The organism is Granulicella sp. S156 (assembly GCF_009766105.1).
In the GTDB taxonomy this organism is placed as follows: domain Bacteria; phylum Acidobacteriota; class Terriglobia; order Terriglobales; family Acidobacteriaceae; genus Granulicella.
This window is the reverse complement of record NZ_LMUH01000025.1, coordinates 496,524-512,108: the sequence shown is the minus strand read 5'-3', so window position 1 is coordinate 512,108 and position 15,585 is coordinate 496,524. Positions and strand designations below refer to the sequence as shown.

General features: G+C 51.3%; 11 protein-coding genes. 6 read left to right on the top strand and 5 right to left on the bottom strand.

The window, feature by feature from the left end; translation table 11 throughout:
- Position 1: 1 nt before the first annotated feature.
- The 4 genes from GSQ91_RS20825 (at position 2) to GSQ91_RS20810 (ending at position 5,938) form a co-directional block, all read left to right on the top strand.
- On the top strand, positions 2–1,153 hold the full coding sequence (locus GSQ91_RS20825; protein ID WP_158823667.1) for an acyltransferase: 1,152 nt from the start codon (positions 2–4) through the stop codon (positions 1,151–1,153).
- A 187-nt stretch (positions 1,154–1,340) separates the two neighbouring features.
- Positions 1,341–3,635: a polysaccharide biosynthesis tyrosine autokinase gene (locus tag GSQ91_RS20820; protein WP_158823666.1), complete on the top strand. Its 2,295-nt coding sequence runs from the start codon at positions 1,341–1,343 to the stop codon at positions 3,633–3,635.
- Positions 3,636–4,526, top strand: coding sequence for a polysaccharide biosynthesis/export family protein (locus GSQ91_RS20815; RefSeq protein ID WP_158823665.1), 891 nt, complete (start codon positions 3,636–3,638; stop codon positions 4,524–4,526).
- A 26-nt stretch (positions 4,527–4,552) separates the two neighbouring features.
- Positions 4,553–5,938 carry an O-antigen ligase gene (locus GSQ91_RS20810; RefSeq protein WP_158823664.1) on the top strand — a complete coding sequence of 462 codons (1,386 nt, stop codon included), beginning with the start codon at positions 4,553–4,555 and terminating at the stop codon, positions 5,936–5,938.
- Positions 5,939–5,974: 36 nt separating this feature from the next.
- Here GSQ91_RS20810 and GSQ91_RS20805 read toward each other — a convergent pair whose 3' ends face one another.
- From GSQ91_RS20805 to GSQ91_RS20785, 5 genes are all read right to left on the bottom strand, one after another.
- Complete coding sequence (locus tag GSQ91_RS20805) at positions 5,975–7,258, bottom strand: flippase (RefSeq protein WP_158823663.1); 1,284 nt, start codon at positions 7,256–7,258, stop codon at positions 5,975–5,977.
- Entirely contained in the window at positions 7,255–8,382 is a 1,128-nt protein-coding gene (locus tag GSQ91_RS20800) for a glycosyltransferase family 4 protein (protein WP_158823662.1), read from the bottom strand. The genes GSQ91_RS20805 and GSQ91_RS20800 overlap by 4 nt, the downstream gene beginning before the upstream one ends.
- Complete coding sequence (locus GSQ91_RS20795; RefSeq protein ID WP_158823661.1) at positions 8,382–9,341, bottom strand: UDP-glucuronic acid decarboxylase family protein; 960 nt, start codon at positions 9,339–9,341, stop codon at positions 8,382–8,384. Before GSQ91_RS20795 ends, GSQ91_RS20800 begins: the two co-directional genes overlap by 1 nt.
- 118 nt (positions 9,342–9,459) lie before the next feature.
- Positions 9,460–10,872, bottom strand: a complete 1,413-nt coding sequence (locus GSQ91_RS20790; protein WP_158823660.1) for a UDP-glucose/GDP-mannose dehydrogenase family protein — start codon at positions 10,870–10,872, stop codon at positions 9,460–9,462.
- 59 nt (positions 10,873–10,931) lie between these two features.
- Positions 10,932–11,687, bottom strand: coding sequence for a response regulator transcription factor (locus tag GSQ91_RS20785; protein WP_158823659.1), 756 nt, complete (start codon positions 11,685–11,687; stop codon positions 10,932–10,934).
- Between the two features lie 1,772 nt (positions 11,688–13,459).
- On the opposite strand from GSQ91_RS20785, the gene GSQ91_RS20780 reads away from it, so the two are divergent.
- Both GSQ91_RS20780 and GSQ91_RS20775 read left to right on the top strand, forming a co-directional pair.
- Complete coding sequence (locus GSQ91_RS20780) at positions 13,460–14,896, top strand: sugar transferase (RefSeq protein ID WP_158823658.1); 1,437 nt, start codon at positions 13,460–13,462, stop codon at positions 14,894–14,896.
- 43 nt (positions 14,897–14,939) lie between these two features.
- Positions 14,940–15,167, top strand: a complete 228-nt coding sequence (locus GSQ91_RS20775) for a hypothetical protein (protein ID WP_158823657.1) — start codon at positions 14,940–14,942, stop codon at positions 15,165–15,167.
- Positions 15,168–15,585 lie beyond the last annotated feature (418 nt).

Below are 15,585 nucleotides of genomic sequence, written 5' to 3'. Positions count from 1 at the left end.
TGTGAGTGTCTCAGCAGAAGTTCTAAGCGAAGTTGCACCAGTGAAGGCGCTGGTTTCGCGCCGTTTCTACCAGCCGGAGCTGGATGGCCTACGGTTTTTTGCGTTCCTGGGTGTCTTTGTGTGTCACACGCTACCGTTTGAGGCGTCTTTCTATCACGGCCTTCATCTGCCGATGCCGTGGCTATGGGGTGGGATCGTCAAGGCGGGTGCTGCGGGAGTTGATCTGTTCTTCGCTCTGAGCGCGTTTCTGATTACCTCACTTTTATTGAGGGAACGGGAGGAGACGGGTGATATTGCACTCAAGTCCTTTTATATACGGAGAATCCTGCGCATCTGGCCGCTGTATTTCCTTGTGATTGGAATAGGCATCGTGCTGTCGCACACGATGGTGAACCAGAAGCTGCAGTGGTATTACGTCGCAGGCTATCTTCTTTTCGTCGGCAACTGGGTGCACGCGGTCTTCGGACGCCCTGAGTCGATCGTTTTTCCCTTGTGGACGGTTTCGATTGAGGAGCAGTTTTATCTGATCTGGCCACTGCTTGTGAAGAAGCTTGAGCGTCGCGGCCTGATTATATCGGCGATAGTCATGTTTTTGCTTGCGACGGCATTTCGTATCGGTTTTGTGCTCGCGGGTGTTAGTGGAGGTTACATCTACTACGGAAGCACGGCACGGTGTGACTCGATGGCTCTGGGCATTCTGATAGCGCTGTTCGCTGATCAGCTGCCGAAGCTGACGGCTACCGCGCGACTGCTGTTAGTGAGCGGCGGTATTGTGGGATGGATCGTCTCGTCGGCATGGTTGACTGATCAGCCTGGTCCGATCAGTATGCGAGAGGTTCCGGGACGTCTGATCATCTCGCTTGCCGCAGGTGCAATGCTGTACGGTTGCCTCTATACCCGCAGTAAATTATTCACAGGCGCCTGGATCGTGCAGCTGGGGAAAGTTAGTTACGGCCTCTATCTACTTCATCTCGTAGGTCTGCTGCTTGCGAAGAGCATTCTTCATCCAGTTTCGGGTACGGCACTGCTTGCATCAAAAGCAGTCGGGTTTGTCCTGACACTTATTCTAGCGTTTGCATCCTATCGTTGGGTCGAATCGCCATTCTTACGATTGAAAGACCGTTTTGCCAGGGTTCTTAGCAGGCCAGTTTGAAAGTCTAGTACTCCACCTATATCTCGTATTACTGGTTGTGGTGATGAAACATAGCTATCTAACGATAGATTCTTGTAAATATTGGATAAAGATGAAGTTCATGAAAACAATCGAAGCCTTATCCCTCAACCTTGGCTCAAAGCTTCCTGCTACCAACCTCTAGATTCACCCTATAAGGAAGGCTCATTTGGATAAGATCGCGCTCCATTCCCCAGGTGTTGTTATTGCAGCGGGTTCATCGTCACCCGAACTCACGCTTCGCGAAATATGGATGATGCTGTGGCGCCGCCGCAGGATTATTTATGGCAGCGTAGGAGTGTGTTTTCTGCTCGCCATTCTTCTTCTCATGATCACAACTCGTCGCTATAAGTCCGTTGGAGAGATCCAGGTCCAAAAAGACTCCGGAACCTCGCTCGGTTTACAGACGGATACTACGGACACTCCCTCCGATGCTCTTGAAGAGAATATGATTCTTCAGACGCAAGCGAAGATCCTGGAGTCGGACTCGCTGGCGCTGCGTGTGATCAATGAACTCCACCTTGAACAAACGGAAGATTATAAGGAGAAGTGGAGTCCGATTAGTTGGGTGTTCGGGCTAATAAGTCCAAAAGGGAGGCCCGACCCCAAAGGCGCGTCGCTTGATGACTCTCCCCATCGCCGAGTACAGGTTCTGAAGATCTTTCATAAGAAGATGACGGTGAAGGTTGTTGACGGGACGCGTCTCATCGATGTGGAGTACCTAAGCCCCGATCCACAACTGGCAGCAGCAGTCGTGAACCATATGCTTCAAGGGCTCATTGAGACAGGATTTCAGACACGCTATGACGCGACAACGCAGGTGTCGTCATGGTTGAATGGGCAACTTGCGGATCTGCGAGCGCAAACTCAGGAATTGCAAGCGAAAGTCGTCAAGCTGCGGCAAGGATCCGGAGTCTATGCTCTGGGTGAAGTCGATCAACAGGGTAAAGATCAAGTTTATAGCCCGACGCTCGACAAGCTGCAGATAGCTACTCAGGCGGTGGCTCAGGCAGAGCAAAATCGCATTTTGAAAGGCGCAATTTACGATGTTGCCAAGACGGGTAATCCCGAGCTGATCTCGGGGTTGAGCGGAAATACGATTTTAGCGAGCTCATCCTCCGGCATCGGCAGTTCACTGACACTCATACAGAATCTGCGATTACAGGAAGCGACTCTTCAAGGACAGTTGCAAGAGATGTCCGCAAAGTTTGGACCTAACTATCCGAAAATTGCCGAGACTCGCGGCAATTTGGAAGCGGTACAAGGAGCGATTCGAGCAGAGGTGGATCGAGTTGCTGGACGCGCTCACAATGACTTTATCGTCGCGCAGCAGACAGAGGAGAATACGCGCAAAGATTACGACGCGGCTAAGGGGCAGGCTGAGACACTCAACAACAGGACTATTGAAGTCCAGATGGCGCGGCAGGAAGCCGACCAAACCCGCACGCTCTATGACGATCTTTTGCGACGGCTCAAAGAGTCGGGACTGCTGGCGGGCTTACGTTCAACGAACATAACTATCGTTGATGCGGGGCGGCCGACCGATAAGCCGGCAAAACCGGTTGCTCTGCTCTATTTGTTCGGATCAATCGTAGCAGGATTGTTTGTGGGTGCTGCTGTGGCGCTGCTGCGTGATGTGACTGACATTAAGATTCAGGATGTGCGGGAGATTACTCGGGAGTTGGGTGCCACACCGCTCTGTGTCCTGCCCTATCAGAATGAGCGTGCAGCTCTACCTTCAAATACGATAGCGAACTATCCACTTATATTGCTGCCAGTCCTTGACAGCCCACGCTCCATCTTTGTGGAGTCACTTCGCTCGCTCCGAACCTCTCTGATGCTCTCCCGGCACGGGGCGCCTCCACGGTCGGTCCTAGTGACAAGCCCTTTGGCAGGAGAGGGCAAAAGCTACATAAGCTGGAACCTTGCAATCCTCTTTGCACAGCAAGGGAAGCGAGTGTTGCTATGCGATGCAGATCTGCGCAAGGCGCGGTTGCATAAGGACCTGCTGCTGGACCCGAAGGCTGGGTTGAGCACAGTGTTGGCTGGACTTTCAAATGATCATGGCGCTTCTGCGATGATCCCGGTGTCCGCCGTTCCAGGACTCGATCTTATGCCGGCAGGACCTACGCCACCTTATCCTTCAGAACTGCTGTCATCAGATCAGATGGCGAATCTATTGAAGGTTTGGGAGTCACAGTATGATTTGGTCCTTCTTGATGCTCCCCCTGTACTACCGGTGACGGACTCGGTCGTTCTGAGTTCGTTCGTTGATTCGGTCCTGCTCATTGCCCGGCATCAAAAGACGCCTCTCTTGGCACTCGAGAAGAGTTATCAGATGCTGGAGGCGGTGCATTCGGAGAGCGATCGCAAGATTAATGTCCTGGTCAACGGGGTGCGTGAGCAGCCTGCTGCGGGACATGTGTTTTACGAATATATCGGAAGAAAGTCTGTGAGGGCATAGATGAAGAACCCCAAATTAATTGGCATTCTACTGGTCTTTATTTTCAGCATTGGGACAAGCATGCTGGCCCAAAAGGAAAGCCTGCTGATTGGCCACGGCGATATTCTCCACATTCAGGTCTACGATACGCCAGAGATGGAGCAGCGTGCTCGTGTGACAGATTCTGGCGATCTTCCGCTGAGCTTTCTCGGAAATGTAAAGGTTGCCGGCATGACTCCTGGCGACGCAGCCAATGAGATCGAGCATCGACTTATTGCTGCAGGCATTATGGTGCACCCTCAGGTAACAATACGCGTGGACGAATACGCTACCCAGAACGTTTCCGTAATGGGACAGGTATTGAAACCAGGGCCGTATGAGATTGACACGCGCCGGAAGGTGATTGATGTGCTCGCGCTGGCCGGGGGATTGACGGCTATTGCGGATCGTCATATCACGATTGAGCGGTATGGCGATCCAAACCAGAAGGTACAGTACTACTATTCCAACGTTGCCGGAACAGCGCTACAAGAAGATCCCATGGTTTACCCCGGTGATACGGTAATTGTGCCCGAAGCTGCAGTTGTATATGTGCTCGGCGACGTTTCAAAGCCTGGCGGTTACCCCATCAATACCAACGACTCGAAGATGACTGTACTACAAGCGATTGCGCTCGCAGGTTACGCGAACCATACGGCAGCGGTTGGTAGATCGAAGCTTGTTCGCAAAACTCCGACAGGCGTGGAACAGATCGACCTGCCGGTGGGCGCGATGGAGAAAGGCAAAACGAAAGATATAGCCCTATTGCCAGACGACGTGGTGTATGTGCCTTTCAGTGCTTTGCGCAACGTTATGGTGAATGGTTCATCGATTTTGGCTTCGGCCACGTCCGCGGCCATCTACATACACTAGACGTACCCAGTAGATTAGGAGTTTTTTTGGCAACCTCCCAAGTTCTGAGACTAGCTACGGTCGTCGACGATAGTGCAAAAAGAACCGTGCGCACCGCAGAAGGCGCGAGCAGTTTCTGGAGCCGTGCTTCGACTTGGGGGCTTTTACTACCGCTACTTTACTTTGCGCTTGATGGCGTCTCGCCGTTTACGAACAGCGGGGTCGCTATGCGAGCGGTTTCGACGGGTGGGTCACCTCTTTGGGACCGCCTTAACAATGTGCTGATCTTTGGCAGTTGTATGTTTTTCGTTATTCGGCAGCATCGGTCGGTTTGTCGGCTCGGACTTCAGATGAAGCTGGTGATCCTTTTTCCGATTCTTGTGTTCCTTCTCTCTCCTGTATCGCAACAATTCACGCGAACCCTCAGTTCTGGCATAGTGCTGCTGGGGGGCATTCTACTTGTCTTCTACATAATGTCTCGATACACGATTAATGAGGTCCTTGAACTATTTCTTGTTCTGGGAACAGGAACAATCGTGGCTAGTATTCTGTTTGCCCTAGCTCTACCGCAGTACGGCCGTGATTTGCTGGGTGGTCACTCCAGTGCATGGAAAGGTATCTTCAGCGCTAAAAATTATCTTGGCAACATGGGGCTATTTTTTCTAACAGTGGCGGTTTCATACCGCCCCCGTACCAAGTTTTTTAGATCACTACGTTTTTCGCAGATCTTCTTCTGCCTAGTAGCAATTGCTTTTTCGCATGCGGCAACAGGTTATATGTTGACTGCGGTTTATATTGCCTATGCGGTGACCCTGAAGACAGTGCGTGGTTTTAGGAAGAAGGACTATTTCGTCGCCTTCATTTTGCTGTTTGTGGCCTTTGCTGCAGTAATCGCGGTGATCCTATTACAACCCGATTTCCTGTTCAGGCTGCTCGGAAAAGACGCGACGCTGACCGGCCGCACTGAGATATGGGATGCGGTGGCAGGATCGATAGCTAAACGGCCGCTGGTTGGCTATGGATATCAGGCGTTTTGGCTTGGCTTCAAGGGAGAGTCCTATCGCATCATTCTCACGGTAACGTGGGCTTTGGCACAGGCGCAGAATGGATTTCTCGATGTGATGCTCGAAGTCGGTGTCGGAGGTTTGGTTATCGTGTTGCTACTCTTCGGCTTTGCATTTCGTGATGGGGTGCGTTGTCTCTTGCGCTCACGTGACAATGAACAGCTCCAGGCGGTGGAGTGGTACCTGGCGATCGTCATCCTTACTCTCATTTACAACATGGACGAGAGCTTTCTTTTCGAGCCGAGGCATCTTGGATCAATGATGTTCTTGATTGCTTGTGTGGGCTTGAAGCTGGAACGAATGCGCTTGCAATCGCCGGGCATAAGGCAGATTACGAAGCCGGTTTTGTCGGCGGTACATGCTGTCTAATTAGGCAAAATGTATGCTAATTCCCATGGCGTGGGCTTACGCGAGTTGTGTTGTGAGAGCAGCGACACGTTCGCGACGGCGTAACCAGAAGAGCACAGACCAGGTAAGAATAGCGAGACTTCCATCTGTCAGCAGACTGGAAATTGCCGCGCCCCACCACGAATAACGTGGAATCAGATACACGTTCAGGGCAATGTTGAATCCGGCTGCGAAGAGTTGGCAGCCCAGGCGAAACTTCTGCTGCCCCACACCGGCGATCGCGTCGCCAGCGCACAAGTGGAAGCTACGGAAGACCGGAATCAAACAGAGCCAGCGCAACGCGCTCACACTTGGTTTAAAGCCTTTGCCAATGAGAACTGGAATAACAGGTGCGAACAGAAATGCGCCAATAGCAGCTGCGAGGCCGAGTAGAACTGTACGCTTCAGGATTTTTACCGCGAGGGGTTGGACTGCGGCAACACCTTTGGCTCCTTCGCGAAAGAAACGAGGGAAGGCAGCTGCCTCAATCGACTGGATGGGCATCGTTGCTATGTTGATGACACGATATGCCATCGAGTAAATGCCATTTGCGACTGTCATGCCGTAGTGGCCGAGCATAACCTTGTCGAAGTCATTGTAGGCTGAGGTCGTTGAGCCTGAGATGGCAAAGATGAACCCTTCCACGCCGCGCGCCAAAAGGAGTCTTGGCTGGAAGCGTGGCCAGCCGAAGCGGCGCGTAACGATGGTAACTGCAGCGGATGATGCGCAAATAGAAACGACAAGCATGGCCACGGCCCATTGCATGGCTACAGCATGATGCATGACGAAAAGCATCGAGCAGACCAGGACGAGTCGAAATAAGTTGACTAGCATGTTGAGGGTGGCGGTGGGACGCATATGCTCGAAAGACTGAAACGCCTGGGCGGCACATGTCGTCAACTGTCCGCAGATGCAATCTGAGAAGGCGATGAGCGTTAGCAGTGAGGCACTCTCCGCGCCGATGAGCCAGTGTCCGGTGAAGTGCAATGCGAGCACGATGAGGGAGCCGTACACCACGGTCGACATCAGCACATTACCCCAGTATTCGGGAAATCGTTCATGGTCCTGGCTAACGTACCGGATCAGAATTAGGCCTGATCCCATGGTGCTGTATTGACTGACAACGGTGACAAGGGCAACGGCACCCGCCAGAACGCCATACTGCGTGGGATTGAGAAGACGCGCAAGAAAGATGAAGTATAACGCTTGGATAACGAAGGATAAACCCTGGCCTGCGAACATCCAGAAGGAGTTGCGGGCGAGAGTGCTTTGGCGAATTCGTTTGATTTGATGCTGGATCATGCAGAGAGGCTCCGATAGATGTCCTGAACCTGAGTGCGAGCTACGGACCAGGTGAAACGGTTGCGAAACACGGTGTAACCCTGTTGGCCCAGAGCGGACCGAAGCTTTGTATCTTCCGCCAGCTGGCGTAAGGCGCCGGCGAGCTGCTCCGCAGATCCACGCTCCACGAGGATGCCGCCGCCGTCTGCAAAGATCTCTGAGGCTCCGCCGCCACGCGTACTGATGACCGGCAAAGCGGATGCGAATGCCTCGACGTTGACGAGACCGAATGGCTCGTCCCATATCGAAGGGGAGCAGAATATGTCGGCTTCTCGAAATAGGTCGCCCAGCGCGGTTCCAGAGCGATAGGGAAGAAAGGTTACATTTGGCGGAGCATTTCTTTTGAGGTGATTAATATAGTCAGTCTCTCGGTTATCACCGAAGCTGGAAGATCCGACTATGTGTGCTTTGAGTGCAATGTTCTGTTGAGCGAGAAGCTTCATGGCTTCTGTCAGAATATGAACGCCTTTGTCTTGAACGAGGCGGCCAGCGAAGAGAACGGTAGGTATCTTTGGCTCTTCTTTGCGATGAGGAGAAGGATAGAAGATTGATTCGTCGGCTCCGTTGTAGAGCACGGACGAGACCCCGAGAGACGGGAACCTATTTCGTGCTTGCTCCAATAAGAACTCGCTTACGAAGACGAGTCTATCGACGCAGACCCGCCGCGTCAGAGTTTCAGGCCACTCGGCCAAGTGCGAGTTATGGAGATGGAGAACTACTCTGCCGCCGGCACGATGAACATGTGGGGTGAGTGCGATTGCGAAGTCCGGCCGATTGTGAATCCACACGATGTCACCGCTCTTCAGACGCTTCAGCATCGGGCGGAAGGTATGCTGGATTACGGCAGAATGGAGGCTCCAGGGAAGCCGTAAAAGGTGGCGTCGAATGCGACGATAGCGAGCCAGAGCTGGAAGAGTGAGGACGGTCTCCGTAGGAAACTTCCAGGTGGTGTCGGCGGAGGGGCAAACGACAACTGACGCTTTTTTATTGCGAAGGACATTCGCAGCCCAACGTGAGATCGCGCCTCCATGAAATTCTGAGAAGGGCTCGGCCTCGGTTAGGAGATGATAAGCGACTATCGACATTACGAGTTCAGAACCAGACGCTTATCCACGCAACCCTCAAAGTACTCCAACGACAGCTCAAGGCCCTGACGCAACTTCACCTTTGGCTGCCATCCAAGAAGAGCCTTTGCTTTGCGGATATCTGGCCTGCGGCGTGTTGGATCATCCTGTGGAAGTGGTTTGAAGACAATATTGCCGCTGACGCCGGTGACCTTCAGGATCTCTTCTGCGCACTCCAGAATGGTCCATTCGTCGGGATTGCCTATATTTACCGGGAGGTGCTCGTCTGAATCCGCCAGTGCGAGAATACCTTCAATCAAGTCCGAGACATAGCAGAAACTACGGGTCTGTGACCCATCGCCATATATAGTCAACGGTTCTCCGGCGAGAGCTTGTGACATCAGATTCGAAATCACCCTGCCGTCATTGATTTGCAGTCTTGGACCATACGTATTGAAGATTCGTACGAGATGCGTGTTTACGCTGTGGTAGCGGTGAAAAGCCATTACTGTCGCTTCGGAAAATCTCTTGGCCTCGTCATAGACGGAGCGAGGTCCAATCGGATTGACGTTGCCCCAGTAGGTTTCCGACTGAGGATGGACTTCAGGATCTCCATAGCACTCGGAAGTTGATGCGTGAAGATATCCTGCATTATGCCGTCTTGCAATCTCGAGCGTATTCAGCGTTCCTGCTGAACCTACCAGCAAGGTCTCAATTCCAAGCCGTGCGTAGTCTACAGGGCTTGCCGGCGAAGCGAAGTTGAATACAAAATCCACTGCACCAACGTCGAAAGGCTGACAGATGTCCTGCTGAACGAACTCAAACCTTGACTCTCTGGAAAGATGAGCCAGGTTGGTTTCGCTACCCGTGCTGAGGTTGTCCACACCGACTACACGATTGCCTTCGTTGAGCAGGGAATCGCACAAGTGAGAACCAAGAAAACCTGCTGCGCCAGTAACGAGGATTCTGCTGGAGTTCATATCCACCCCCTGGTGAGTGAGCTTGATGACGTGGATCTCAAAATGTCGAGATAATGCATTCTGACCGAGAAAGGACAGGAGCGTTCATTTGCAACTACTTCGGTACTTAGACGTTATGTCAGTTGGCCCCTGCGGCTGCGAACTCATGCACGTGGTGCTTTGTGGGGCGGCCTACACTGAAATACGTGATGCCATTTTCTATCATCAACTCGGGATCATAGAGATTACGACCATCTATAACGATGGGATAGCGCATCAGTCTGTTGAGACGCTGCAGGTCAAGACGGGCGAACTCCGACCAATCCGTGAGAATCAGCAAAGCATCCACATCTTTGGAGGCTGCGTATGCATCGGATACGTATTGCAGACTTGAACTGGAGGGCAGTACCTGTTCCGCGCGTTCCATCGCAGCAGGGTCGAACACCTTAATCGGGCAGCCTTCAGCAATCAACATCTGGACGATTTCTATTGCCGGTGATTCACGTATGTCATCCGTTCCACCTTTGAACGCGAGTCCGAGCACCCCGAGCTTTTTGCCTCGGAGGGTCCACAGCGCTGAACGCACCTTGTTTAGGAAACGTATCTTTTGGTCTTTATTGATGTTTTCTACCTCAGCCAACAGAGCAAAATCGACTCCAAGTTGCTCTGCTACGCATCGGAAGGCGGCGACGTCTTTGGGAAAACAGGATCCGCCGTAACCTATACCGGGACTTAGGAACCGGGGGCCGATCCGGCTATCCATTCCCATTCCTCTCGCGACCTGCTCGACATCGGCATTTGCCGCCTCACATAGGTTTGATACAGCATTGATGAACGATATCTTCAATGCGAGAAAGGCGTTTGAGGCATGCTTGATGATCTCTGCACTCTTCGTTGAAGTGAGCAGCAGTGGCGGTGGCTCATGAGAGGTGCAGAAGCCATCAATCGCAGAAGGCTGCTCATAGTAGCTGCCAGTCGTCAGTGGTTCGTAAATCTTCGATAGCACTGCAGCGGCGCGTTCACTGTCGGTTCCGACTACGATTCGATCAGGATGGAGGAAATCACGGACTGCTGTTCCTTCTCTCAGGAACTCTGGGTTTGAGACAACGTCGAACAGATGCTGCGCGACGCCATTGCGCTCCATCACTCTGCGTATCCACTCATTCGTGTATACGGGGACTGTACTTTTTTCGACGATGACCGTGTAGGTCGTCAGCGACCGCGCAATTTCGCTAGCTACCGCTTCAACATAGGAAAGATCGGCAACGCCCGAACCGCTTTGTGGCGTTCCGACTGCGATGAAGATTGCCTCGGCTCCGCGTGTGGCTTCGGCCAGATCGTTTGTAAAACGCACTTTAGAGTTTCTATAACGTTCGAGCAACGCAGGCAGATGTTCCTCATGGATCGGGCAATCTCCGCCCTGCAATGCGTCGACCTTTTGTTGGTCATTATCGACGCATACAACGCTATGTCCCATCTCCGCGAAGCAAACGGCCGCTACCAGGCCGACATATCCAGAACCAACCACAGCAATTCGAATAGTGTTGCTCATCGTGTATCACCCACCTCATATTTGTGTAATTCAGCAGTTTGCCATTGCCTGGAAAATTTCTAACCAGCCTTAATCATTCGAACCTTGTTTGACAGTGTTGCAGGTGCAGTACTTGCGGGCATGGGCAGTGTATTGCGCGGTGTGAGCGCATATAAAACTGCTTCCATCCGGTTGGATACACCGAGTTTGTCGTAGATACGGAAAAGATGGTTCTTTACAGTGTGTTCGCTCAGTCTTAAGACTGTAGCTAATTCAAAATTGCTCAGACCATCTGCCAATAAATGAAGGACTTGCTGTTCCCGCGCCGTGAGCAGTGGTCTTCCATGGCTGTCAGTGACATCCGTGGATTTAGGGCGGGAAACAGACGATACCAGATATGCCAGTTGCTCATTGTTTGCCCAGATTTGCCCTTGATGGACATGTCGGATGCTCGTGCAAAGCAGCTCAAAGCGTAGATTTGAGCTGCAAAGGATACCTTTTACCCCCGCACGGAATAAAGAAATGACCTCTCCATATCCAGGTTTTTGGGTAATCGCAATCACTTTTGCGTCTTTATAACGATCAGGTAAAGCGTCAAGAATGGCGACTGCGCTGCAAACATTCTCCACACGCGAAGATCCGAGCAGGATTACGTCGGCTGTGCCACTCTTTGAAACATCCAGAAGCTGCTGTACGTCATTAATAGGTTGGACAATCTGAATATCGGGAACCTGTTCAAATGCGTCATTCAGAAGATCGGAAAGAATTGTAGGTAAATTTGCCATCAAAAGTCTGATGCCAGCGTTTGATCCCTTGAAATCAGTGTATCCATCCATGACTACCTCCAGACTGAGGTTAGGGTGCAATTAGATCCCGTCATCGTGCGACGGGTATCGATTCAAATCCTGGTGGACTGCTTAAAGAGCCATTCCTCGGATCGTAGGTGTGCTAAATGGTTATGTCTAGGGTAAGAGCGTTGTACTACTTAATTACTATTGAACACAGATAGCTTGTGTGTTATTTCACAAATCCCAAGATGTAGGTGCTCATAAACACCTTAGATGCAAAATTCAACGGTCATGACGGTGCTCTTGCGCGATATCTTGATTCTTTGTTATAAGGCTGACGAGAGTATCGGCATGAGTGGGCAGATAAGTGATCTCCCCAGAAAACGCAGAGACCCCCAGGGCGAATTTTATTCGCCATTCCTGCAGATACTTCTGCACTCAATAACTAGAGCGACCTGTGTCCAGCAAAATCTGAATCAGGACTCGATAAAGCTGTCCGCAGCAAGACATCTGGGCAAGAACCCGTTTTACCGTTATGCGCTGCGACAAATTACTACGCAACAGCAAAGGCAGCAGATGCAAGCTACGAATACAGGATTGTGGGAGGGAGATTGATGTGCATCAAACAACAAGAACTGTGGCCGAGGTGCTGGGGTAATTGAATTTGAGCAATCATAGGGCGTTTATAAACGGATGTGGACGTAACGTCAAGCGATATGCTTCTAAATTCTCTTTAACTCCATAAACGTAAGCGGGTTCATTTTTGAAGAGTGAAAGATCTGTAATCTCGTTGAAATATATAGACCCTCGAAGGGTGTCCTTGTTCGACCCTTGCTTGGAATGACACTATTCCGATCCACCAGGAAAGCTCGAACATATTTGGGCGACGCTTTTGAAAATATTCAGGCCGCAACTGATCTTAAAAGCAAATTCGCAATCATTCGTAAAATTATGCTCAATTATTTCCGATTCACTCGGGGGGGCGAAACGGCTAATCCTGATCCAATAGAGGTACAGTCGATGCGGAGGGGGCACTATGGACCCGATAGACAGTTGCCGACGGGAGCCCCGATTTGCATCTTTATCGTTGGGGAATGAGATGTCTTCGTTGTCATTCAAGGTCGAGTCCTGGCAATTGACTGCCAGGACCTTGGTTATAACCAGCTTCGAGGCCTAGTAGTTAGACTCGGCTGAGTTATAAACCAGTAGTACCTCGCTCGGAATGATCTCTGCTGAATTAGTCTCGGCGACAGCATCGATACCACTCGACAATGGATTGTCCGTGTGGCTATGCTTAGGCAGGATCTAAGCCTTAAGATTATCACCAACATCGCTCCCAACGCTAGATCTCTCTCCGATTCACTTGTTGCTTGTCCGGGATCTAACGGATTAGGAGATGAAGGCCTCCATAGCCGCTGCTATTTACCTTTTTGAGTCCTTGCCTATCCAACTTGCAATCAAATAGGAGGCAAGTTTGGTGGTTGCGGATAGGGCACAAGCGGCCAGCGTGACCAAGTTTGACAGGCCACCTTGCGAGTTTAGAGCTTTGATGGGTGATGCAAGGGCGGTTGGCCCCAATAGCCTACGAGCCGCACACGCCAGTAGCCCCTGCCCGGTGAGCCTTTGGTCGGTCGTCCAAAGAACATAAAGATTTCCCAATTGCATCCAGCTTCCATGAGAAGGATGGTTTAGATACTTCCCTTCATTGTCAGGATTGAATGCGGGTCTTACGATGAAGTCCTGTCGTCAGTTTCGAAACTATATTGCTTTATACCTAAACTCAAGATCTCCAGAAGGCACGATGATTCGGGGCTATTCTCATGACACCTTCAAATAGGAAAACGGTTTTAGAGTTGGTTCAAATTGGTGATATAGGTCTGCTTTTCTTCTGTCTCGGGACCGCTTATATACTTACCTCTCACCGCCATTTCTTCGATCTCCTGAATTCTCTCGAAACTCGGCACCCCATTCAAGTATTTCTAGCTACGATCATGCTTGGATGCGGATGGCACGCAGCCCTTCGATCAAATCGTTTTTACCGCTCTCACAGGCTGGAAGGCTTCCTCAAAGGATCGCTGGATGCATGCTCTGCGAGCTTTCTATGTGCTTTGTTTAGCTTTGTGTGGCTATGGGTCGTTGCTTCAGTTGCTAAGCGAAATCTTGTAGATCTCTCGATTGTCAGCATGCTCTTTGGTGTTTTGAGTTTTACGGCTTTCATGCTTACTCGCACGCTTAGCAGAGTAACGATGCATGTGCTTCGCTCGCGCGGACACAACCTCCGGCATATATTAATCGTGGGAACTAATCGACGTGCCCATGGCTTTGCTCAGGATCTCTCTCTTCATCCTGAGTGGGGTTACCAGCTACAGGGGTTCGTTGACGATCAGTGGTGGTATGAGCAGACGTCAGAGTCGAAACCAAAGGCGTTGCTCGGTGGGTTCGACGCACTGCCCGCTCTCCTCAGAAAGCTTCCTGTCGATGAAGTCATCGTGGCGCTTCCCATCGCGTCTTTCTATCAACAAATAGCAGAGATCGTTGTGTTATGCGGTCATCACGGTATTGCCGTCCGCTCCATAGGAACATTTTTCGAGCGAACCGCAGTTCTGAGAGAAACTGTGGGCTCTATTACACTGCATGACGAGTCCTGGAATGAACGAGCATCCATGATAAAACGGTCGACAGATGTGCTTATTTCATTTGGCCTGCTCGTCGCACTTGCTCCAGTTTTATTGATGGTCGCGTTATTGATCAAGCTCACCTCTGACGGGCCGGTGTTGTTTACTCAGACTCGGATGGGATATGGCAAGCGGCCGTTCAAGATCTTGAAGTTTCGAACGATGGTTCAGAATGCTGAGAAGCTCATTTCGCAGGTCGCTCACCTCAACGAGACTCAAGGGCCGACCTTCAAGCTGAAAAATGATCCGCGTATCACATCTGTGGGCAAATTCCTGCGAAAGACAAGCCTTGATGAACTTCCCCAATTGATCAATGTGCTGGTGGGGGATATGAGTCTGGTTGGTCCGAGGCCTCTCCCGCTAAGAGACTACGAGGGGTTTTCCCAGGACTGGCACCGTAGACGGTTCAGCGTGAAGCCTGGGATAACCTGCCTCTGGCAGGTTATGGGGCGAAGCACGATTGGCTTCGATGAATGGATGGCTTTGGATATTCGGTACATCGAGCAGTGGTCGGTCTGGCTTGATATTAAAATATTGCTCCAGACAATCCCGGCAGTTTTTCGCGGCTCTGGTGCCGCGTAGAACTAAGGCTCTGATGCAAACATTGCAGGTGATCAGATGATGGGTGATTGGGCTGTTGTATGTGCGTGCCAACTTTTTAGTTCGCGCTTTGCCCGTGCTGGTCGCTGAACACTATGTGAAGCTTGTCTGTCTCTTCATGGGGAGCCGGCTCAAGACTTGCGCCTTTACCGAGGTCGATAAGGAAGATCATCTGAAGGCCTGGTCAAAAACAGGAGCCCTGACAGGGCCTGAACTGCTATCGACGCCTCCCATGATTTTGGGAGCGGATTGAACCCTTCATCCTACAAGACGAATGTTCCGACTCTTGTCATCTGGGAGAGAAGGGCAGCGTCTTGCGTGTTTCTCTTCTGGATGGTCTCAATCGGTACGTTCCGAGTCTATTTGAAAGGCTATCCATGAATGCTACTTCGCATTTGGTCGGATCCGGAGTCAGGGATTGAACCCGAGAGGAAGCTTCTGCGGGCGATGAGTCGAAGGAGGGATGCGATTCGGCGGAGCTTTCACGTGTCATTCTAGGGACATACGAACCCGGTGGAAGACTGAAGCAGAAGCCTGTGGTCGATCCTGGCTGGCCATAGTGGCTGGTTGCTGTTAATCTTGTAAGCCTAATTGAATGATATGTTTAGGGGGTGGCGCTGTTATTAAGCGACCGGAAGGGGCAGGGTGGGCTCTCGATCTGACACGGACGA

Bases quoted from the DNA above. Each gene is read 5' to 3' on its own strand.
- GSQ91_RS20815 (WP_158823665.1), top strand. From the start codon at position 3,636: ATGAAGAACCCCAAATTAATTGGCATTCTACTGGTCTTTATTTTCAGC.
- GSQ91_RS20805 (WP_158823663.1), bottom strand. From the start codon at position 7,258: ATGATCCAGCATCAAATCAAACGAATTCGCCAAAGCACTCTCGCCCGC.
- GSQ91_RS20800 (WP_158823662.1), bottom strand. From the start codon at position 8,382: ATGTCGATAGTCGCTTATCATCTCCTAACCGAGGCCGAGCCCTTCTCA.
- GSQ91_RS20795 (WP_158823661.1), bottom strand. From the start codon at position 9,341: ATGAACTCCAGCAGAATCCTCGTTACTGGCGCAGCAGGTTTTCTTGGT.
- GSQ91_RS20790 (WP_158823660.1), bottom strand. From the start codon at position 10,872: ATGAGCAACACTATTCGAATTGCTGTGGTTGGTTCTGGATATGTCGGC.
- GSQ91_RS20785 (WP_158823659.1), bottom strand. From the start codon at position 11,687: ATGGATGGATACACTGATTTCAAGGGATCAAACGCTGGCATCAGACTT.
- GSQ91_RS20780 (WP_158823658.1), top strand. From the start codon at position 13,460: ATGACACCTTCAAATAGGAAAACGGTTTTAGAGTTGGTTCAAATTGGT.